Raw genomic sequence first — 19,528 nt, 5'->3', positions numbered from 1 at the left:
CTATATGGCAAACATTTTTTTGAATAAAAAATCACAAGCTTGCCTACTTGTCATCACTCGGCGTATTTGCTATAACCTCGCTAAAAATTTCGCGAAAGATAGGAGCCGCCACATCACCGCCGGAGTGTCCTTCCTCTACAAATACAACAGCCGCGTACTGCGGTTTTTGCAACGGTGCATATCCGGCAAACCATGCGTGATTTACACTCTTTCCCTGCTGCATACGTCCGGTTTCCGCCGAACCGGTTTTACCCGCCGAACCCACTCCCGGAACATACGCTTCCTCACCTGTACCATACCGGGTAACGGCAGCCATCATCTTTTTCATATCTTCGGCAGTTTGGTGAGAAAAAACGCGAACCCCTGGCGCAGGTGAAAAGCTCTTGATGCTTCGTCCTCTGGTGTCGACCAATCTGCTGACTAAATAGGGCTCAACCTTGACTCCGTCATTGAGAATGGTCGAGACTAAGCAGGCAAATTGTAGGGGAGTGGCTTCAAAGCTTCCCTGCCCGATCGCTAAATTGGCCAATTCTCCTGGATAAATCGGCTGACTACTATCGGGTAAATTTCCATCCGCCTCACCATAAAAAGCAAGCTGCGTATGTTGGCCAAAGCCTAATTGCCTGGCAAAAGAAATTAATTTATCCGAGCCCAATTTCAACCCCACGGTAATAAAGGCAGGATTGCTGGAGTACGCCATGGCATCGGTAAAAGTTATATTCCCGCGTCCTCCCTGTTCATAATCCCAGCCATAAAATCGCCGGTTACTCACATCAACATATCCCGGATCAAAAAAAATATCATCTGGACGGACCACTTTGTTTTCCAATGCTGCTGCCGCTACGACTAATTTAAAAATCGACCCCGGCTGATAGGCAGATAGAGCTCTGTTTAAGAATGGAGCTGTTTTCATGGTTAAATAGTTTTCAATCTGTGTGGGATCAAATTTCGGTCTTGAGGCCATAGCCAATATTTCACCGGTGGAAGGTTTCATAATGACAACAGCCCCTTTTATTTCATGCTTATCCATAATATTTTCAACAATCTTTTGTATTCTGCTGTCAATAGTTAATATAATATTACCAGGCCCCAGGTTGTTGCCTAGTTTCAGCCGGGTATATCCTAACCCGGGAATAATTTGCTGTCCGGCATCCACTAAGGCTGCCACGTGTTCAGTTTGCTCTCCTTTCAAAATGTCGTCGTACATACGCTCAATTCCACTTACGCCTTGATTGTCGGCTACGTTTATATATCCGGTTGTATGCACAGCTAGAGAACTATAGCTGTATCTGCTTTTTTCGGCCACAGCCAGCACACCGGGAATCTGCAGCTGATTTATAGTCTCCGCCACCTTCTCCGTTATATTGGCCTGAAGCTTAAACGGTCTCTGCGCTTGCCGCATCCTTTTCATCAATTCATTCTCATCAATGCCACTAAAAGCAACCAATTGACTTGCCGTTTCATAAGGGTCCACCACCTGGGCGGGAAAAATGATGATGCAAAACGTCTGTACGGTATTAGTAAGTAAAATGCCATTCCGGTCAAATATATCGCCCCGTTCCGGCCCCAAAGAAACCTCCGCAACCCGTCCGCTTAACCCCTCAATCGCCAGCTTCGGACTTTCCAGCACTTGCAGGTATACCAAACGGACAATCAACAGAGTCCCGATAAAAAGAATAGCCCATGCTATTTTATGAATACGACTAACATAAAGTGCCATACTACTCCTCCTGGTGGTAGTATGGCACTCTAATCATAGTTTTAAGCAGCAGCTCAGACAAATTCTAACCATATGGGCAGTTTTCTCAATATTTCTTCAACCTCATGGTAAGTATCAGAGGTAACCCGGACCATCAATTTTCCTTCTGCCGGGTTAACCGTCGTTACTACTCCCAAATACTCATAGCCTTCCATGATACGATTAACATAATTTATATTGCTGGGTTCTACCTTTATGAAAATGACTTCTTTTTCCTTCATGCTTCACCTATCCTACGCCGCAACATACCATACGGCACAACCGGCTCGCGGACCGGAATGGCAACAATTTGCTGGGGATGTGGCGCAGCTATAATTTCATTGCCCTCCGCGTCATACATACGTTCAATTCTTTGCGTAAAATTACGCTGACCAGGTTGGGCAATTTCAATTTCATCGCCTACCTTCATGTGGTTGCGCTGTTCAATGACAGCCATCTGCTTTTCAGGCTGATACTCTTTAATTAACCCGATAAAATCATGGGTCTGGGTATAAGAAGAAGACCCGTAGATTTGATCGTCGGAAGTAGTTTTATTAAAGTAAAAACCAGTGGTATACTCCCGGTGTGATACTTTGTTCAATTCCTCCAACCATTCCGGTTGCATGACAAAATGATCGGGATCAGCAGCAAAACAATCTAATGCTTCCCGATAGACCTTCGCTACGGTAGCAACGTAGTGAACACTTTTCATGCGGCCTTCTATCTTTAAGCTATTCACTCCGGCCTCCACCAATTCAGGAATATGTGGAACGAGACATAAATCCTTGGAGTTAAAAATATAGGTTCCCCGTTCGTCCTCTTCCACTGGAAAATATTGTCCCGGACGCTTTTCTTCCACAAGAGCGTACTTCCAACGGCAAGGTTGGGAACACGCACCGCGGTTGGCATCGCGTTCTGTAAAATAGTTACTTAATAAACAACGCCCGGAATAAGAAATGCACATAGCACCATGCACAAACGCCTCCAGTTCAACCTGGGTCTGGGAGCGAATCCGCGCAATTTCACGAAAAGATAGTTCCCGTGCCAGCACGACCCGGCTGGCGCCCAACTCCTGCCAGGCCAGGACAGATGACCAATTCACATTATTGGCTTGTGTACTGACATGCAGTTCTATGTCAGGCGCAATATTCCGAAATAAACGAAAAACGCCCAAATCAGATACAATTGCCGCATCAACCGAGATCTCTGCCAGATATTTTATATAATCAGGTAAATCCACTAAATCATCATTATGGGGAAAGATATTAACCGTTACATAGGCTTTCTTATTTAAACTATGGGCAAGGCTGACTCCTTCCCGCAATTCATTATCATCAAAATTGCCGCCAAACGCTCTAAGTCCAAAGGCCTTCCCACCCATATAAACTGCATCAGCACCATAGATCAGTGCCATTTTCAACTTTTCTAGATTTCCCGCCGGAGCTAACAGCTCTGGTGTTTTCAATATGATTCGCCCCTTTGATAATAAGAAATTGCCAGCCCATCGCCTTCCGCATGAATGGTTGTAGAAAAATGGGGATTGCCGGTAATAAATTGCAAATATTCCCGTAGCCGTTTGACAATGGTTTTATAGCGCCGCGGCGGTTGTTCCTCCGATAAGACCAAACCTCTAAAAAGAACATTATCGGAAACAATCGTTGCGGCCGGAGCAAGTTTGTTGGTAATTTTTAAAAGATAATCCAAATACTGCCCCTTGGCAGCATCAATAAAAACAAAATCAAAGTTTCCGGCAAGGTTAGGCAATATTTGTGCCGCATCGCCCTCAAGAAACTGAACACGGTCCAACAAGCCGACCCGCTCAAAGTAATGCCTCGCCACAAACAGTCTGTCCGGATTTATTTCAATAGATACAATCGAAATATTGGGCGCTGCCTGACTTGCCATAAGCAAAGTTGAATAACCAATAGCCGACCCGATTTCCAAAATAGAATACGGCTTACAGTTAGCAACTGTCCGGGATAAAAGTTCGCCGCCAGCCGATGAAATAATTGGTATTTTTCGTTCCACCGCATATGCCCGCATTTCTTGCAGTAGTTCTAACACTTTATCATCAATGCTATTCATGCTAATTGCGTACCTTTTCAATTTCTGCCAAGTGCTCCTCATAGGTCCGGCTGAAATGATGCGCGCCCTGTTTGTCGGCCACAAAATACAAGTAATCTGTTACGGTCGGATGCAGCACCGCACGAATCGAGGCAATTCCCGGATTAGCAATCGGGCCTGGTGGCAGTCCCCTATGCAAATAGGTATTGAATGGTGAAGCTATTTCCGTATCCTCCACGGACAGTTCTTCCTTAGGATACCCCAAAATATACTGAATGGTAGCACAGGACTGCAAAGGCATGTCCTCTTTCAATCTGTTTAGAAAGACACCGGCAATAACCGGACGATCAGCTTCCACTTGGGCTTCTTTTTCCACTAATGACGCCAAAATAATAACCTCACGAGTCGATAGCCCCATTGCTGCTGCTTGTGCTCGCATCTCGGGTGTAAACTTTTCATCAAATTGCCTGGTTAGCATGGCAATTAACTGTTCTTCCGTTATTCCTTTGGAAAGCTTATACGTATCGGGAAATAAAAATCCCTCGGCAGCGTACACGACGGAAGAGGACGTACCATTCATATAATCATAATCAGAAGGAACCTGTTTTGCCAGTTCCTTAAATTTTGTCCCGCTGCCGATGTGCTGATTTTCTATTAGCTTAGCAATCTGATTGACCGTATATCCCTCGGGAATTGTCAATTGCAGATAATTGGTCTCACCTTTAGCCATCATATCAACTATGCGGGTTACAGTTGTGCCTCGCTGAATGGCATATTCACCGGCTTGCAAAGAGCTGCCCAGTCCCTTCCATTTCGCTACTAGCTGAAACATCCCCGGACTGCTAATTAACCCCCGGTTATAAAGCATCCGGGCAATTTGGTCGGATGTCATCCCCTGTTTAACCTCAATGATGACATTTTCACCACTGGTAGCAGGTACCGGTATAGTAAAACCATAGAAGAAAACGCAAAAAGAAAATATGGCCAGAATCATCCAGGTAGACCATCGGGCTGTAAACCAAGTATATTGCTGCATTTATTTATCACCTGCCTAGCTATACCCTATTGGCCTGTCTACTCTAAAATCATAATGACTTCACGGGCCTTTCCCGCAATGCTTCGTTGTGGCCGGCTTACATAGGTCCGCTATCTAAGCCGCCTGGCCTTGCGAAAAAATTCCCGCCAATTCTTTTACGCCTTTAAAATAGACAGACCACTTACTGTTTATCTATTATACACAAAAAGACAAAAAAAATGAAGCCTATTCAGCTTCATAATCCTCATCTTCCATAAGCTCTTCATAGGCCTTGCGAACTTCTTCAAACTCTTCATCAGTTGGATCAACATATACTTCTTCGCCATTCTCGTCAACGTCAATGCGAGCGATAAATACATCAATTTCCTCATCGTCATGACTATGACAATCGCAAGACTCGTCTTCACAATCATCAATATCAATCGGGATTAAAATCGCATACCGTTTTTCACCAACAGGAATAATCATATCTTCTCGATAATAATATTCATTACCTTCTTCGTCAGTCATAACAACAACAGAATCTTCATCAAACTCATCAAAATCATCATTTTCAAAATCAGCCATTCATTTCACCTCTTTTAAATTAGTATCTTGTAAATTCTATACTAGAAAACTTACCCTGTCAAGGAAATTAATGACGGGGCAAACTGTCCAGATAGCCCTGAAGAATAAAAACTGCTGCCATTTTGTCAATAACCTTACGGCGTTTTGTTCTGCTGACATCGGCGGCAATTAAAGATTTCTCAGCCGCCACTGTAGAAAGACGTTCGTCCCAGAATTTAATTGCAATGTGAGAAAAACGAGTTTTCAACTCTTCGGCAAATTGCTGTGTGTATTCACCTCTGGGGCCGATACTGCCATTCATATTTTTCGGCAATCCTACGACAACTGTATTCACGTCATACTGGCAAATGATTTCTCCCAGTCGTACAAAGTCACGCTCAAGCGAAGTCCGGCGGATTACCTCCACCCCCTGCGCGGTCAGCAGCATTAAATCACTTGCCGCCACACCAATTGTTTTGTCTCCAACATCAAGTCCTAATATACGCATACTACCCTCACATACTACATTACAATACGCTACCTTTTATTTGTCTTTAAGGTAAGCTCTCACAAATTCTTCCAACAATTCATCGCGCTCCAGTTTTCTGATAAGACCTCTTGCATTATTAAAACTGGTAATATATGTAGGATCCCCGGATAAAAGATAACCTACAATTTGGTTGACAGGATTATATCCTTTATCTTTTAAAGCTTTATTTACCGTGGCAATAATAGCTGCAGCTGCCATGTTTTCATCATTGTCTACACGAAACATCATCGTCTCTTGCGATACATTAGGCATTGGGCATCCTCCTCTCTTTTATTATCTCCCTGTATATACCATATATTCGGCTTAGGCTAGATTTTTCCTCCAAATTAGAGCTAGTAGTTATTAAATTTTAAGAGAGAATCTTTAGAAAGTAGTAATCAGGCGGGTAACCCGCCTGATTATTATTTTATTTGTTGACGAATTACATTCTTCATCGTTTCCAACGATTCGCCAATTTTGTCAGCTTGTTTGGCACCGGCCTGAGCCATATCAGGACGGCCGCCACCACCGCCGCCAGCCACCTTAGCCGCTTCTTTTACAATATTGCCGGCATGCACGCCTTTCGCCACCACATCTTTCGTAGCCATGACAACAAAATTAACTTTATCATGATTGACAGCCCCGATTCCGACAACACCGGATCCCAAACGGTCTCGGACCATGTCGGCAACAGAACGCAAAGCATCCATATCATTTGCAGCTACCACGCCGACTGCCACCTTGACCCCCTGAATGGTTTCCACCCCACTCAGTAGTTCTTCCACTTCGCCCTTTGCCAGCTTGGCCTTTACAGCATTCAATTCCTGTTCAAGCTCTTTTATCCCGGTTTGCAGAGCGTCAATCCTGGTTAACAGCTCTTCCGGTCTCGTCTTTAGCGCATGTGCCGCCTGCAAAAGAGTAGTTTCGCGGTCTCTGATATATTCCAGCGCCCCAAAACCGGTTACGGCCTCAATCCGCCGTACTCCGGAACCGATACCGGCTTCAGCTACAATCTTAAATACACCAATTTCGCCAGTACTGGACACATGGACGCCACCGCACAGTTCTTTACTAAAATCATCAACAAGAACTACACGCACAATATCTCCGTACTTTTCACCAAATAAAGCGGTTGCTCCCAGCTTTTTCGCTTCATCCTGAGGCATCTCACGTTTTTGAACCTGACTATTTTTAAGAATTTGATGATTGACAATTTTTTCGATTTCTGACACCTGTTCCTGTGTAACAGGTGCAAAATGGGTAAAGTCGAACCGCAACCGTTCCGGAGTCACCATTGAGCCGGCCTGATTCACGTGATCACCCAATACACTTCTCAGCGCAGCTTGCAGTAAATGAGTAGCCGTATGATTTCGTGCCGTACTGCCACGTCTGGTTTCATCAACTTCTATAGCAACCATATCACCGGTCTTTAAAGTTCCTTCAATAATTCGTCCCCAATGGTAAATTGTTCCGTCAGGCAATTTCTTGGCAGTAGCAATTTGCACCCTTCCCATGGGGCCGGTCAAGGTTCCGGTGTCACCGATTTGACCACCACCCTCTGCATAGAAAGGTGTTACACTAAGAATCACACCAATTTCCTCATCATCGTGGGCAGCTTCCATTACTTTGCCGTCTTTCCAGAGCAATACCACCTTGGCATTAGACGCACCGAAATCATGGGATAACTTTTCACCGGACAACCGTGACAAATCAGGCAGTACAATCTTCTCCTCATTATCCTGCCTTGCCGCTCTTGCCCGCTCCCGCTGGATACTCATAGCCTGATCAAAACCGGCTTTATCCAGTTCTAAATCATGCTCCAGTAAAATCTCAAGTGTCAGTTCCCAGGGAAAGCCAAAGGTATCATATAGCTGGAAAGCAATCGTACCATTCAGCGTTTTATTGCCTGATTTCACCATCTCGGTAATATGACCGTTAAGCAATTCCATGCCTTGCGCCAAGGTAGTCTGAAACCGTTCTTCCTCCTGCCGGATTACCTTTTTAATATATTCCTTCTTATCCGTAATATCAGGATAAGCTTCGGCAAATATAGCAGCTACTATATCAACAATATCAACCAAAAAGGTTTTCTCTATTCCCATCAGACGACCGTGACGCACCGCGCGGCGTAAGATACGTCTGAGCACATAGCCGCGCCCCTCATTGGAAGGAAGAATCCCGTCGCCAATCATAACCGTCATACTGCGGCCATGGTCAGCAATCACTTTCAATGAAACATCGGTTTTAGCCGACCGGCCGTAAGTGACGCCGGCAACTTTAGCTGTATGTTCAATAATAGGAAACAGCAAATCTGTTTCAAAATTTGATTTTTTATTTTGCAAAACAGAAGCGATTCTTTCCAAGCCCGCACCGGTATCAATATTCTTTTTGGCTAAGGGAGTATAATTGCCTGCTTCGTCACGATCATATTGTGTAAAGACCAGATTCCAAATCTCCAGAAAACGGTCACAGTTACAACCTACACCACATTCCTCACTGCCACAGCCACGTTCCTCGCCCAAATCAATATAGATTTCCGAACAAGGACCACAGGGACCCGGGCCAATTTCCCAGAAATTATCTTCCAGTCTTATAATCCGCTCCACCGGTAAACCAATGTCGTTCTTCCAAATTTCAAAAGCTTCCTCATCCTTCGGATGGATAGTCACCCACAACTTGTCTTTGGGTAAATAAATATGCTCGGTAAGAAACTCCCAAGCCCAGGCAATTGCTTCTTTCTTAAAATAATCACCAAAAGAAAAATTACCCAGCATTTCAAAAAAGGTATGATGCCGGGCTGTACGTCCTACATTTTCTATATCACCCGTACGTACACACTTCTGACTAGTAGAAATCCGCACACGCGGCGGTTTCATTTTTCCTGTAAAAAAAGGTTTAAAGGGAGCCATACCAGCTCCTATTAAAAGTAACGTCGGATCGTCTTCAGGTATTAAAGGATAACTGGGTAAAATTAGATGGTCTTTGCTTGCAAAAAATTCCAAAAACTTTTTGCGCAATTCACTACCTGTCATATAATTCAAAGTAATCAACCTCCACTGGCGTATAGGCACATTCTTTTGGAATTATACATAATTTATCTCAGGTTGTCAATAATTGGCGGTTAACCTGACGCAAATTAAAGGAGCAAATTCATAAGATGTTTGCCGATTACCTTACCTATTGCAGCGATGGGAACTCCTAACAGCATGCCGGTAATGCCGCCTAATTCACCGCCGACAAATACAAAAAAAATGACCGATAAGGGATGAAGACCCACGCTTTCTCCCAATATTTTAGGTTGAATAACCGACCCCTCTAATTGATGAATGATAAAAAACAAAATACTCACCTGGATGGCCGTCAGCGGTGACTGCAATAGCGCCAGGACAATCCCCGGCGCAGCTCCTAAAAAGGCGCCGAAATAGGGAATTACATCCAACATACCGGCGAAAATACCGATAATCAGCGGAAATTCCACATGTAGCAGGCTTAACCCGCCTGTAACCACGGTACCGACAATCATAGCAGTCAGGATTTGTCCGCGAATAACACCGCTCAATACTTTATCAATATCTTTGGCCACAGCAACAACTTCCGGTCGCCAGCGTCCCGGTAAAGCACCAAGAATTTTATCTTTTATTGGATACCAGTCATATAGCATATAGAAAGCTAATATGGGACTGATTAAAATACCTAACGAATGACTGATGAGCGTCAAGCAGGTCTGAAGAATAGCTGCTATAAAATCATTGACACCGGTTTCTAAAGATAATAACAAATTATCCAAAGCTTTTTTTATCACAAGAGGAAGCAAGGAGTTCTGGTACTGACTATATATCTGCTGTTGCGCCAAATCTACTTTAATCATGATTTGAGGAAGCCGCGCGGAAAAATCATCAATATCTTTCATTAGTATAGGAAAAAGGTAAATAATCCCTAAAAGAATAATTCCCAGCAGAACAGCATAAATAAGGGAAATTCCCCAAAGCCGTTTAATTTTCTGTCTCTCTAATAGACAAACCAAAGGATTTAGCAGATACGCGATAAGAAATCCCAGCAAGAAAGGATACAATACATTTCGTGTAAGCCATAGATAGTACAATCCGGTTAATAACAGTCCCAGCAGAATGGCTATTCTTATTCCTTGCTTATGGCTAGGCATGCCGTACACCTCAAATAACAAATTGACTGGCAATTAATAAAAAAGGGAGACCTGACCGGTCTCCCTTAAATTAATCTACTCTTCTTAATAGTTTTTTCCGGCTCCGGCGAGCTTCCCTCATAAAATTACGTGTTTTGGCTACTACGTCATTGGCTTTGTAGTCTGCCAAAGGCTTCCTGGCCGGCCGGTCCACCATAGGCTTAATAAACAGCCCTAAGGCAGTACCAACCATACCTCCCCAGAATAAACCCTGCCAAAAATTGCTGCGCATTATGTCACTCCTTCCTGGTGTAAGATTACGTGCTGCTCCAATACATAATCATCTGCTAAAAGCAGAGAGCCGTCAGCCTGCACATCAAATACTTTAATATCATTATCTTTTACCGTGAACTCCACACAACAATCCCAGCAAAAATACTGCCCTGTTCCAACTTTACCAATTGATCTTTGCCCGCATACAGGACAATGATTCATCACAGCTACACCTCACCTAACTTGCGTACTTCGCTCTGTACAAGATCACTCATGCTTTCAGGAACAATAAGGCGGTCTTGACCTATTACTTGTACTTGAGGTATCGGCATAGCCATGCGCCCATATAGCAAGTCGGTTATGATTCCATCAGATAATAAGTACGCTTTTAATTCACCTGTTGATTGATCAAAACAGATATCTGTAAGTACGCCAAGCTGCAAACCGGTTTCGGTAAAGATTTGTTTTGTACATAGACTGGTTAAATAACAATTGTCTGAGCTTGCTACACTAAATTCCTCCAGCACAGCCTTATTGCGTATCATGACAGCATCGCGTCCCATGTTATATATGCTGGCAAAGGAAATATAGGCGCAATCATTCAACCAGCCCGTTTGGCTGACTAAAATCCCGCAGACAGTTACTTTTTCAAGATTCAAAACAATATCTTTTACTTCCCCAACCTGCAAGCCTGTTTCTATTTCCATCACCGGCAGGCCGATTAACGAATACAGTGCTTTCATACCCGGCCTCCTGAACAGATTATACTGTTAATATAACCAATCCGACTTGCTTTTATAAGTATTTTAGGCTTTATTTTTGTCAACGGACTCTAAAATAATCCCTCCACCAATAACAATATCGCCATCATAAAAAACAACCGATTGCCCGGGAGTAATGGCCCTCTGCTTTTCAGTAAAATGTACATAAACTCTCCCGTTAGGTAAGGGAGATATTATCGCGCCAGCTTCTCGCGTCCCATAACGAATCTTCGCAGTTACTTCCAAAGGAGCCCGTAAATCGTCCATAGTAATAAAATTGAGATCCCCGGCAATCAAGGAACTGCCAAAGACATCCTTGTCTGAACCAACAACAACCTCATTGCGTTTTGTGTCAAGGGCAACAACGTACAGAGGTTTTCCGACCGCCAATCCCAAGCCTTTTCTCTGTCCGACCGTATAGAGCGGCAAGCCTTTATGTCTTCCCACCACTCGTCCTTCCACATCCACAATGTTTCCCGGCTTTAAGGCATGGGGAACTTTCTCTTCCAGATATCCCTTATAATCATCATCCGGAATAAAGCAGATTTCCTGACTATCCGGTTTATTGGCGACAGCCAGACCAAATTCTTTGGCCATTTCCCTGGTCTGAACTTTAGTATATTCACCAAGCGGCATAAGAAAATGCTTCAAGGTATTCTGATTTAAATGATACAGGGCGTAAGATTGGTCTTTTGTAGTATCAAGTCCCTTGCGGAGCAAATACCTTTGATTATCTTCATCATACTGGATCCGGGCGTAGTGACCGGTCGCCACATATTCAGCCCCTAAGCCTTTGGCCTTGTTTAACAATCCCTCAAATTTTACAAAACGGTTACAGGCTATACACGGATTGGGTGTTTTGCCGACGCTATATTCTTTGATAAAATAATCAATAACCGTTTCTTCAAACAATTGCCGGAAATTAAGCACATAGTAGGGAATGCCAATTTTCTCAGCCACACGCCGCGCATCGTCAACAGCAGTTAAAGAACAGCATCCCCGGTCATCCGCATCATCTACGGGAGCATCTTTGTCCCAAATTTGCATAGTTATGCCAATTACATCATAGCCTTGACGAACAAGAAGGGCGGCAGTTAAAGAACTGTCCACCCCTCCACTCATGGCTACAACCACTCTGGTTTTAGCACACATGAATTAATCACTTTCCTTTTTTCTGCATATAGTCTTTAATTGCTTCATGTAAAGCATCGGCAGCTAAATTAGAACAGTGCATTTTTGCAGGTGGTAGCCCGTCTAACGCTTCCGCTACCGCTTCATTAGAAATCTTCAACGCCTCATCTAAGTTTTTTCCCTTAACCAATTCGGTCACCATACTGCTAGTCGCGATGGCCGCACCACAGCCGAAGGTCTTAAATTTAACGTCTCTAATGATATCGTTCTCAACATCAAGATATATCCTCATAATATCGCCGCATTTAGCGTTGCCAACCTCACCAATTCCACTGGCGTTTTTTATTTCACCAACATTGCGAGGATTTGTAAAATGATCCATTACTTTATCCGTATACATAATAATCTCCTCTCAAAAATTAATGTCCGCCACAGGAACTGCAAGGATTGGATTCAATTGTTGAACTGCCGGCTCCTAATGGAGACATGCTCCGTAGCCGGGCAACAATCTCTGGCAGCACTTCCAGACAGTAATCTATTTCCTCTTCCGTATTTCCCCGGCCAAGTGATAAGCGCAAAGAGCCATGAGCCACTTCATGGGTTAGGCCCATAGATAACAAGACATGAGACGGATCCAGTGATCCGGAAGTGCAGGCAGAACCACTGGAAGCAGCGATACCTTTAAGATCCAGATTTAAAAGCAGCGATTCACCTTCCACATAGAGAAAGCTAAAATTTACATTTCCCGGCATGCGAAGTTCCGGATGACCATTCAACTTTATGTCAGGTATTTTTTCTGTAATGCCTTTGATTAATTTATCTTTTAAAGCCTTGACATGGGCAATTTCTTTCTCCATATTCAGTTTGGCAATTTCAGCCGCTTTTCCCAGACCGACTATTCCAGGAACATTTTCCGTACCGGCTCGCATGGTACGTTCTTGCGCACCACCCTGCTGAAAAGAATTTATTTTTACGCCTCGACGAATATAAAGCGCCCCAACGCCTTTAGGCCCGTAGAATTTGTGTCCAGCCAAAGTAAGTAAATCAATATTATATTCATTCACATCAATTGGGTAATGGCCTACCGCTTGTACAGCATCGGTGTGGAAATAAATTCCCTTCTCTTTGGCAATTTTACCAATCTCTTTTATTGGTTGAATAGTGCCTACTTCATTATTGGCAAACATGACACTGATTAGAATCGTCTGGTCAGTTATCTCTTTTTTTACATCCTCTACATTAACCCGGGCATTTTCGTCCACCGGTAAATAGGTAACGCTAAAGCCCTGCTTTTCAAGATATTCACAGGTATGTAAAATAGCATGATGTTCAATGGAAGAAGTAATAATGTGGTTCCCTTTTTTACGATTAGCTGCCGCAATTCCCTTCAAAGCCCAATTGTCTGCCTCAGTGCCACCACTGGTAAAAAATATTTCTTTTGCCTGCGCCCCGATCAACGCAGCTACTTTATCTCTTGCTTCCTCAACCGATTTGCGGACTTCCCGTCCAAAGGAATGTATGCTGGAAGGATTGCCGAATTTGTCCGTCATATATTCCAAGACCAGTTTAGCTACCTCACTATCCACTGGTGTAGTTGCCGAATGATCAAAGTAAACTCTTTTCACCAACGTCATCTCCTTCTACTTTTGCTTCATGGCATAGATCTGTGAGAGAAATGGAATCCAATACGTCATTTATGCTGTCACGAACCTTGGCCCATACTCCCCATGTAACACAATGACTGGCACGGTCACAGTATTGATTATTGTCTTTATTATCAGTTAAAACGCAATCTACCGGCGCTATCGGACCTTCCATTATGCGGATAATATCCCCCACAGAAATGGTATCAGGATGCTGAGCAAGGGTATAGCCACCTTGAGCACCACGAATACTCTGCACATAGCCTGCTTTACGCAGTGTGCCCATAAGTTGTTCTAAATAATGCTCAGAAATTTTTTGGCGTTCGGCCACACTTTTCAACGATATAGGACCTTGCCCATAATGCAAAGCCAGATCATACATGGCAGCAACACCATAACGTCCTTTTGTCGATAACTTCACAAGTAACCTCTCCTGCTTTTCCGAGTAATATGATAGGTTTTATCTGAATTAAATATACCAAAAAACCTCTTGGTTGTCAAAATTCAATTTACGATCCTGAATATTATTTTGGTTTTAAACTAAAATATTATGCTTTCTGCTTACAACTAAAATCCCCCACAGTCTAAACTGTGAGGGATTCTGCAGCATTCACGGCAGATTCATTTTAGAGTAAGATATTTTGTTTATACTGAGCGTAAGCTGCTTTTAGTTCATCAATTTTATCTGACATTTCGATTTGTAAATTGGAAGCTGTAGCATAGTCACCCGAATTGATAGCATTATTAATACGGGTGAATAAGCTCTTATGGGAAACACTGTCTTTTGCCAGATAGGTTCGCAGCTCATTAACCTTTTCCCAATTGGTTAAATCAAGATCAACAGCAGTTTCTGCACAATGCAAAATTGTGCAGCTATTAACCAAGGTAAGATTATCCGGGATTATGCGTTTTGATAACTCGGTTTTCCAGCGAATAAGCGCACCTGCAACAAAAGCATTAATAATTTCCTGAGATAAAATGTTTCCAGCTTTAATAGCCTCCAATTTCTCAGGATACTTTCTGATAGCCTCCATATTTTCCCATACGGTAGTTGGAGGTTTACCAAATAAGCGATCACGATCCTCTGCTGAATAGTCATCAAACACATCGTGTTCACTACGATAAGCACGACCCTTTTCCAGATAGAAGCCCGGAGTACCGGCTTCCTTAGAAAGCTCCGCCTCTAATTCTTTCGTAGTTTTCCCAGAATTAACGGCTGCCTTTATGCCATCCAGCATAGACATATAGATAGCAGCTATAGCAATATACGTATTAGTATATGGATTTGCCGCACGAACTTCAAAGCGAGTGGCTAAGGGATTATTTATATCGCGTATTAAGCCGGCTAAAATCGTTCTATTTCTTGATGGTATTTCCGGAGTATGCCCCAAAGAAGTAACAATACAAATAGGAGCTTCAAATCCTGGTTTCAAGCGATTTAACGCATCATTGGTAGAAGTAATAAACGGATTGACTACTTCGTAGTTCTTTAATAAACCCATAATACTGCCATATCCTACAGCGCTTAAAAAGTCTTTTGTCATTTCACTTGGTGAAAATAAGTTAATGAGTTTTCCCGATTTCAGTTTAGCTGCCATACCGATATGAGTATGCTCACCATTGCCCGCTACACCAATGATCGGTTTAGCTTTAAAAGTTACTTCAAGACCATTTGCACGAAATGCCTCTTTGACAACAATTCTTGCTTGAAGCTCATTGTCGGCACACTGAACTGCGTCGGCAAACTTCCAATCTATTTCCAATTGCTCCATGACATGGCTCAAGTGACCTGCTTCATCAATTTTTGCTTTTACTCCGCCAACTTCTTTATGAGCCATTTCCGGTTCTAAGCCATATTTACCTAACATTAACAAGGCTTGCTCCATAGCCGTACGAACACTTCCACGGGTACGTTGCCAATACTGTTCCTGCATAACTTGAGAAGCCGATAATTCCTCAACTTCCGCCTTATTAGCAGGCGTTTTCACCCAAAATTCAAGTTCTGTAGCCGAAGTAAAGATAATGTCTTCGACATCGGCTCCATCAATATGCTCAAGTCCGGCAACTTTCCCCTTTGATTTGAAGAGCTCTTTAAGCTCGGATTTGATATATTCAAGTGACTGCACCAAAATTGACCGGGAATCAACGCGTAAACCATTATGTACCAAGAAAGCAGGAATGCGAAGAGTACCGACAGGTTTGCCTGTCTCCTCATCAATATGTTCGAAATTATAATCAACAAACCAGTTAACATCAGGATCGGCAAGCATATCTACTTTTGCATTATTCAAAATTGCAATGCCTGTTAAAACAACGGAAGATCCATCGGTCTGCACAGCGCCACCATTATAGAAACTATCAATATCTTTAATAAATAAACCAATAGGAATTTTTTCATCAGTATCATTACCAGCCAGGTCAATACCCACTAATGAAGCAAACTTAATTTCAGAGTGGTTTTTGAGAAGATTTAAAAGTTCTTCTTTACCATATTTACCAGCAGGAATTAAATACACTAAATCTTTAACCATTTCCTTCACCTCATCACAAATATTACTATCTAGGTTCTCTCCACAGACTATGATCAATACCTATAAAAAAAACAAACTCCCCCCTTTATTGCAATGCAAAGGGCGGTTTCAAACATGACCTTATTATAACATAAATTATTGCTTTTCTCATATCTATGGAGAATATTTCTTTCGGTAGTAAAAACAGAAAGCCTGACCACCGGTCAGGCTTTCTATCTCGTAGACTATATATTAAATAACAAATCTCCATAGGTCGGCATTGGCCATACATCTTTATCCACTAACGTTTCAAGTGTATCTGCAACATCTCTTAACGTTCCCATTTTTTCAAACACATCAAATCTGAACAATTCTGCTTGTTTGTAAGTATCCCCGTGGGCATTTGAAGCTTTCTCTACTGCATCTTCAAGAACAGCAATGTTCTTCTTTAATGCCGCAGCCAGTGAAGATACCTCGGTTAACAGTTCAGTTTGAACTGTTAAATCAACAGCCAAGCCTGTAGCTTTGATTGTGTTTATTGAAGCAGCAAGATTCGTAGCAAACTTAATAACAGCAGGGAGGATTTGTCTCTTAGCTATTTCTATCATCGTTAAAGCCTCAATATTGATTGTTTTGATATAATTTTCAAGAGATATTTCGTACCGAGATTCCAATTCTACTTTACTCAATACACCATGTTTTTCCATTACTGCTATATTCTTTTCAGAGATTAATGCTTTGATGGATTCTACAGTAGTTTTTATATTAGGAAGGCCTCTCTTCTCAGCTTCAGCTACCCATTCGTCAGAGTATCCGTTTCCATTAAATACTACTCTTTTATGTTTAGTTACGTATTCAGCAAGAATTGCTTTAACCTCAGAATTCACGTCCTTAGCCTTTTCCAAACGATCAGCAACTTCGCTTAACACTTCAGCTACAATAGTATTTAAGACAAAATTCGGACCGGCAATAGAAGCAGAAGAAGGGCACATTCTAAATTCAAACTTATTACCTGTAAATGCAAACGGAGAAGTTCTATTTCTGTCAGTTGCATCCTTCGGTAAAGAAGGAAGCGTAGTCACACCAATTTCCATATGACCGCCAGTCTTAGAACGGGTTGCACCACCATTTTCAATTTGTTCCAATATATCTTGCAATTGCTCACCCAGGAATATCGATATAATAGCCGGAGGCGCTTCATTAGCTCCCAGACGGTGATCATTGCCCGGATTAGCAGCAGAAACTCTCAGTAAATCTGCATATTCATCTACAGCCTTTATGACAGAAGATAAGAATACGAGAAATTGTTCATTCTCATGGGGAGTATGACCTGGTTCCAGTAGGTTCATGCCGTCATCTGTTCCCATGGACCAGTTATTATGCTTGCCGGAACCATTGATTCCCGCAAACGGTTTTTCATGCAACAAACATACAAGATCATGGCGCAAAGCAACCTTTTTCATTGTATCCATCGTCAATTGATTATGATCTGTAGCTATATTGGTTGTACTAAATATAGGAGCTAACTCATGTTGCGCAGGAGCAACTTCGTTATGTTTTGTTTTTGCAGAAATTCCAAGTTTCCAGAGTTCTTCGTCCAACTCTTTCATATAAGCTGAAATTCTTTCTTTTATAGAACCAAAATAGTGATCTTCTAATTCTTGACCTTTAGGCGGTTTTGCTCCAAAAAGAGTTCTGCCGGTAAAAATCAAATCTTTTCTTTGATCATACAGTTTTTTGTCAATAATAAAGTATTCTTGTTCCGGACCAACGGTCGTAATAACTTTATTGGTCGTTGTATTGCCAAGAGCTTTCAATACACGCAATGCCTGCTTGGATAATGCTTCCATCGAACGCAATAACGGAGTTTTTTTATCCAGTGCTTCACCTGTGTAGGAGCAAAAAGCAGTAGGAATACACAAAGAGTCATCTTTAAGAAATGCCGGAGAAGTACAATCCCATGCAGTATAACCCCTGGCCTCAAAAGTAGCCCGCAGACCACCGGAAGGAAAAGAAGACGCGTCCGGCTCTCCTTTAATTAACTCTTTACCAGAAAACTCCATAATAGCTTTACCATCAGCAGTTGGAGATATAAATGCGTCATGCTTTTCAGCAGTAATTCCTGTCATAGGTTGGAACCAATGAGTAAAATGAGTTGCACCAAGTTCGAGCGCCCAATCTTTCATAGCACTGGCCACCACATCGGCAACCGCCGGATCTAACGGACGTCCTTCTTCAATTGTCTTCTTTAAAGCTTTATAGGTGGCTTTGGGAAGACGCTCCCTCATAACAGCATCATTAAATACATTTGATCCAAAAATTTGTCCTAGATTACTCATAAAATAACCCCTCTCAATTTTTCATATTGCATTTAAACTTTGAACAATTCGTGTTATAAATCCAGTATAAATTTGTTAGAGCTAAAAAATGGAAAGATTTCAAGCACATTGACTGAACAAATACTAGTTTACGCGATCTCCCTGTAAATCAAACAAAAATCTTACTTACCATATAAATTCCAATAACCTTAAGCCTATTTTTCGCAAAAAAAATAGACTCCCCCCACTTATCTAGTGATAGGAGTCATCGTTGACTCAGTCTTATCAATTACATTTCTTATTATAACATAAAAGTAGGTTTTGTCTAGATATTAAATTATCTTTTTTGCCTTTATTCCATCTAAGTTTTCTTTAAAATACAAGCCGTCAAATATAAAAACAGACCTTTCTCGGAAAGGTCTGTTTTTATATTTGACAATTGGCTCCTCGAGTAGGACTCGAACCTACGACCGATCGGTTAACAGCCGATTGCTCTACCAACTGAGCTATCGAGGAATAAAACCAGCAACTATCTATCCTCCCGGGCCGTTTCCAACCAAGTACTTTCGACGTATGTGGGCTTAACTACTGTGTTCGGTATGGGAACAGGTGGGACCCCACAGCTATCGTCACTGGATATCCGATTGTTGATCATGCCCCATCTGCTTCGTTGTCGCTCCGGGCGATCCTTTCGCGTACTTACCAGTACTGCTCCCGTCTCGTCCTCGCTCCGCCTTGCATCTGTAGCATGCTGAACAATCATCTATATATTTATTCAGGTGAATTCTCCCTTACGGGCTTCATTCCCTGAAAACTTCACAGAAGAAAGTGCGCATTG

19 protein-coding genes, 1 tRNA gene and 1 rRNA gene are annotated in these 19,528 nt (G+C 42.4%); all 21 read right to left on the bottom strand.

From position 1 onward, the window contains the following. Nucleotides 1–43 precede the first annotated feature (43 nt). Nucleotides 44–1,720 carry a peptidoglycan D,D-transpeptidase FtsI family protein gene (locus BMW43_RS00105; RefSeq protein WP_091743363.1) on the bottom strand — a complete coding sequence of 559 codons (1,677 nt, stop codon included), beginning with the start codon at nt 1,718–1,720 and terminating at the stop codon, nt 44–46. Between the two features lie 53 nt (nt 1,721–1,773). Next, nucleotides 1,774–1,980 (bottom strand): DUF4911 domain-containing protein, encoded by a 207-nt coding sequence (locus tag BMW43_RS00100; RefSeq protein ID WP_091743362.1) that lies wholly within the window; start codon nt 1,978–1,980, stop codon nt 1,774–1,776. Beyond that, complete coding sequence (locus BMW43_RS00095; RefSeq protein ID WP_091743361.1) at nt 1,977–3,203, bottom strand: peptidase U32 family protein; 1,227 nt, start codon at nt 3,201–3,203, stop codon at nt 1,977–1,979. The genes BMW43_RS00100 and BMW43_RS00095 overlap by 4 nt, the downstream gene beginning before the upstream one ends. Further along, the gene (locus tag BMW43_RS00090) at nt 3,200–3,823 is read right to left on the bottom strand and encodes an O-methyltransferase (RefSeq protein ID WP_091743360.1); all 624 of its coding nucleotides are present in this window, start codon (nt 3,821–3,823) and stop codon (nt 3,200–3,202) included. The genes BMW43_RS00095 and BMW43_RS00090 overlap by 4 nt, the downstream gene beginning before the upstream one ends. 1 nt (nt 3,824) lies before the next feature. After that, nucleotides 3,825–4,838: an endolytic transglycosylase MltG gene (gene mltG / locus BMW43_RS00085; RefSeq protein WP_245732158.1), complete on the bottom strand. Its 1,014-nt coding sequence runs from the start codon at nt 4,836–4,838 to the stop codon at nt 3,825–3,827. 225 nt (nt 4,839–5,063) lie between these two features. Next, nucleotides 5,064–5,405, bottom strand: coding sequence for a DUF1292 domain-containing protein (locus BMW43_RS00080; protein WP_091743359.1), 342 nt, complete (start codon nt 5,403–5,405; stop codon nt 5,064–5,066). A gap of 67 nt (nt 5,406–5,472) precedes the next feature. Beyond that, the gene (gene ruvX / locus BMW43_RS00075) at nt 5,473–5,892 is read right to left on the bottom strand and encodes a Holliday junction resolvase RuvX (protein ID WP_091743358.1); all 420 of its coding nucleotides are present in this window, start codon (nt 5,890–5,892) and stop codon (nt 5,473–5,475) included. Nucleotides 5,893–5,928: 36 nt separating this feature from the next. Then, nucleotides 5,929–6,186, bottom strand: coding sequence for an IreB family regulatory phosphoprotein (locus tag BMW43_RS00070; RefSeq protein ID WP_091743357.1), 258 nt, complete (start codon nt 6,184–6,186; stop codon nt 5,929–5,931). 149 nt (nt 6,187–6,335) lie between these two features. Continuing rightward, nucleotides 6,336–8,954, bottom strand: a complete 2,619-nt coding sequence (alaS, locus tag BMW43_RS00065; protein ID WP_091743356.1) for an alanine--tRNA ligase — start codon at nt 8,952–8,954, stop codon at nt 6,336–6,338. A gap of 95 nt (nt 8,955–9,049) precedes the next feature. After that, nucleotides 9,050–10,075, bottom strand: coding sequence for an AI-2E family transporter (locus BMW43_RS00060; RefSeq protein WP_091743355.1), 1,026 nt, complete (start codon nt 10,073–10,075; stop codon nt 9,050–9,052). 70 nt (nt 10,076–10,145) lie between these two features. Then, entirely contained in the window at nt 10,146–10,346 is a 201-nt protein-coding gene (locus tag BMW43_RS00055) for a hypothetical protein (RefSeq protein WP_091743354.1), read from the bottom strand. Beyond that, nucleotides 10,346–10,549: a YrzR-like zinc ribbon domain gene (locus BMW43_RS00050; protein WP_091743704.1), complete on the bottom strand. Its 204-nt coding sequence runs from the start codon at nt 10,547–10,549 to the stop codon at nt 10,346–10,348. Before BMW43_RS00050 ends, BMW43_RS00055 begins: the two co-directional genes overlap by 1 nt. A gap of 5 nt (nt 10,550–10,554) precedes the next feature. Then, on the bottom strand, nt 10,555–11,070 hold the full coding sequence (locus BMW43_RS00045; RefSeq protein ID WP_091743353.1) for a PRC-barrel domain-containing protein: 516 nt from the start codon (nt 11,068–11,070) through the stop codon (nt 10,555–10,557). Nucleotides 11,071–11,133: 63 nt separating this feature from the next. Next, nucleotides 11,134–12,240: a tRNA 2-thiouridine(34) synthase MnmA gene (gene mnmA / locus BMW43_RS00040; protein WP_091743352.1), complete on the bottom strand. Its 1,107-nt coding sequence runs from the start codon at nt 12,238–12,240 to the stop codon at nt 11,134–11,136. Nucleotides 12,241–12,247: 7 nt separating this feature from the next. Further along, entirely contained in the window at nt 12,248–12,619 is a 372-nt protein-coding gene (nifU, locus tag BMW43_RS00035) for a Fe-S cluster assembly scaffold protein NifU (protein WP_091743351.1), read from the bottom strand. Between the two features lie 19 nt (nt 12,620–12,638). Continuing rightward, nucleotides 12,639–13,844 carry a cysteine desulfurase NifS gene (gene nifS, locus BMW43_RS00030; protein WP_091743350.1) on the bottom strand — a complete coding sequence of 402 codons (1,206 nt, stop codon included), beginning with the start codon at nt 13,842–13,844 and terminating at the stop codon, nt 12,639–12,641. Next, nucleotides 13,825–14,283 carry an RrF2 family transcriptional regulator gene (locus tag BMW43_RS00025; protein ID WP_091743349.1) on the bottom strand — a complete coding sequence of 153 codons (459 nt, stop codon included), beginning with the start codon at nt 14,281–14,283 and terminating at the stop codon, nt 13,825–13,827. The genes nifS and BMW43_RS00025 overlap by 20 nt, the downstream gene beginning before the upstream one ends. 205 nt (nt 14,284–14,488) lie before the next feature. Next, a complete protein-coding gene (locus tag BMW43_RS00020; RefSeq protein WP_091743348.1) occupies nt 14,489–16,393 on the bottom strand; it encodes a type I glutamate--ammonia ligase in 1,905 nt (634 codons plus the stop codon). A 224-nt stretch (nt 16,394–16,617) separates the two neighbouring features. Beyond that, complete coding sequence (locus BMW43_RS00015) at nt 16,618–18,711, bottom strand: glutamine synthetase III family protein (RefSeq protein ID WP_091743347.1); 2,094 nt, start codon at nt 18,709–18,711, stop codon at nt 16,618–16,620. Nucleotides 18,712–19,130: 419 nt separating this feature from the next. Next, nucleotides 19,131–19,206, bottom strand: a tRNA-Asn gene (locus tag BMW43_RS00010). 4 nt (nt 19,207–19,210) lie between these two features. Then, nucleotides 19,211–19,327: ribosomal RNA gene (gene rrf, locus BMW43_RS00005) — 5S ribosomal RNA — on the bottom strand. Nucleotides 19,328–19,528 lie beyond the last annotated feature (201 nt).

Origin of the sequence: Propionispora vibrioides (assembly GCF_900110485.1) — a bacterium.
GTDB lineage: Bacteria > Bacillota > Negativicutes > Propionisporales > Propionisporaceae > Propionispora > Propionispora vibrioides.
Note: the sequence above shows the minus strand (reverse complement) of the source record. Positions and strands in the feature narration are given on the sequence as shown.

Coding starts and splice junctions, on each gene's coding strand:
- BMW43_RS00070 (WP_091743357.1), bottom strand. CDS start 6,186: ATGCCTAATGTATCGCAAGAGACGATGATGTTTCGTGTAGACAATGAT.
- BMW43_RS00080 (WP_091743359.1), bottom strand. CDS start 5,405: ATGGCTGATTTTGAAAATGATGATTTTGATGAGTTTGATGAAGATTCT.
- mltG (WP_245732158.1), bottom strand. CDS start 4,838: ATGCAGCAATATACTTGGTTTACAGCCCGATGGTCTACCTGGATGATT.
- BMW43_RS00015 (WP_091743347.1), bottom strand. CDS start 18,711: ATGAGTAATCTAGGACAAATTTTTGGATCAAATGTATTTAATGATGCT.
- BMW43_RS00105 (WP_091743363.1), bottom strand. CDS start 1,720: ATGGCACTTTATGTTAGTCGTATTCATAAAATAGCATGGGCTATTCTT.
- BMW43_RS00045 (WP_091743353.1), bottom strand. CDS start 11,070: ATGAAAGCACTGTATTCGTTAATCGGCCTGCCGGTGATGGAAATAGAA.
- BMW43_RS00100 (WP_091743362.1), bottom strand. CDS start 1,980: ATGAAGGAAAAAGAAGTCATTTTCATAAAGGTAGAACCCAGCAATATA.
- BMW43_RS00090 (WP_091743360.1), bottom strand. CDS start 3,823: ATGAATAGCATTGATGATAAAGTGTTAGAACTACTGCAAGAAATGCGG.
- BMW43_RS00055 (WP_091743354.1), bottom strand. CDS start 10,346: ATGCGCAGCAATTTTTGGCAGGGTTTATTCTGGGGAGGTATGGTTGGT.
- nifU (WP_091743351.1), bottom strand. CDS start 12,619: ATGTATACGGATAAAGTAATGGATCATTTTACAAATCCTCGCAATGTT.
- mnmA (WP_091743352.1), bottom strand. CDS start 12,240: ATGTGTGCTAAAACCAGAGTGGTTGTAGCCATGAGTGGAGGGGTGGAC.
- BMW43_RS00060 (WP_091743355.1), bottom strand. CDS start 10,075: ATGCCTAGCCATAAGCAAGGAATAAGAATAGCCATTCTGCTGGGACTG.
- ruvX (WP_091743358.1), bottom strand. CDS start 5,892: ATGCGTATATTAGGACTTGATGTTGGAGACAAAACAATTGGTGTGGCG.
- BMW43_RS00050 (WP_091743704.1), bottom strand. CDS start 10,549: ATGAATCATTGTCCTGTATGCGGGCAAAGATCAATTGGTAAAGTTGGA.
- BMW43_RS00020 (WP_091743348.1), bottom strand. CDS start 16,393: ATGGTTAAAGATTTAGTGTATTTAATTCCTGCTGGTAAATATGGTAAA.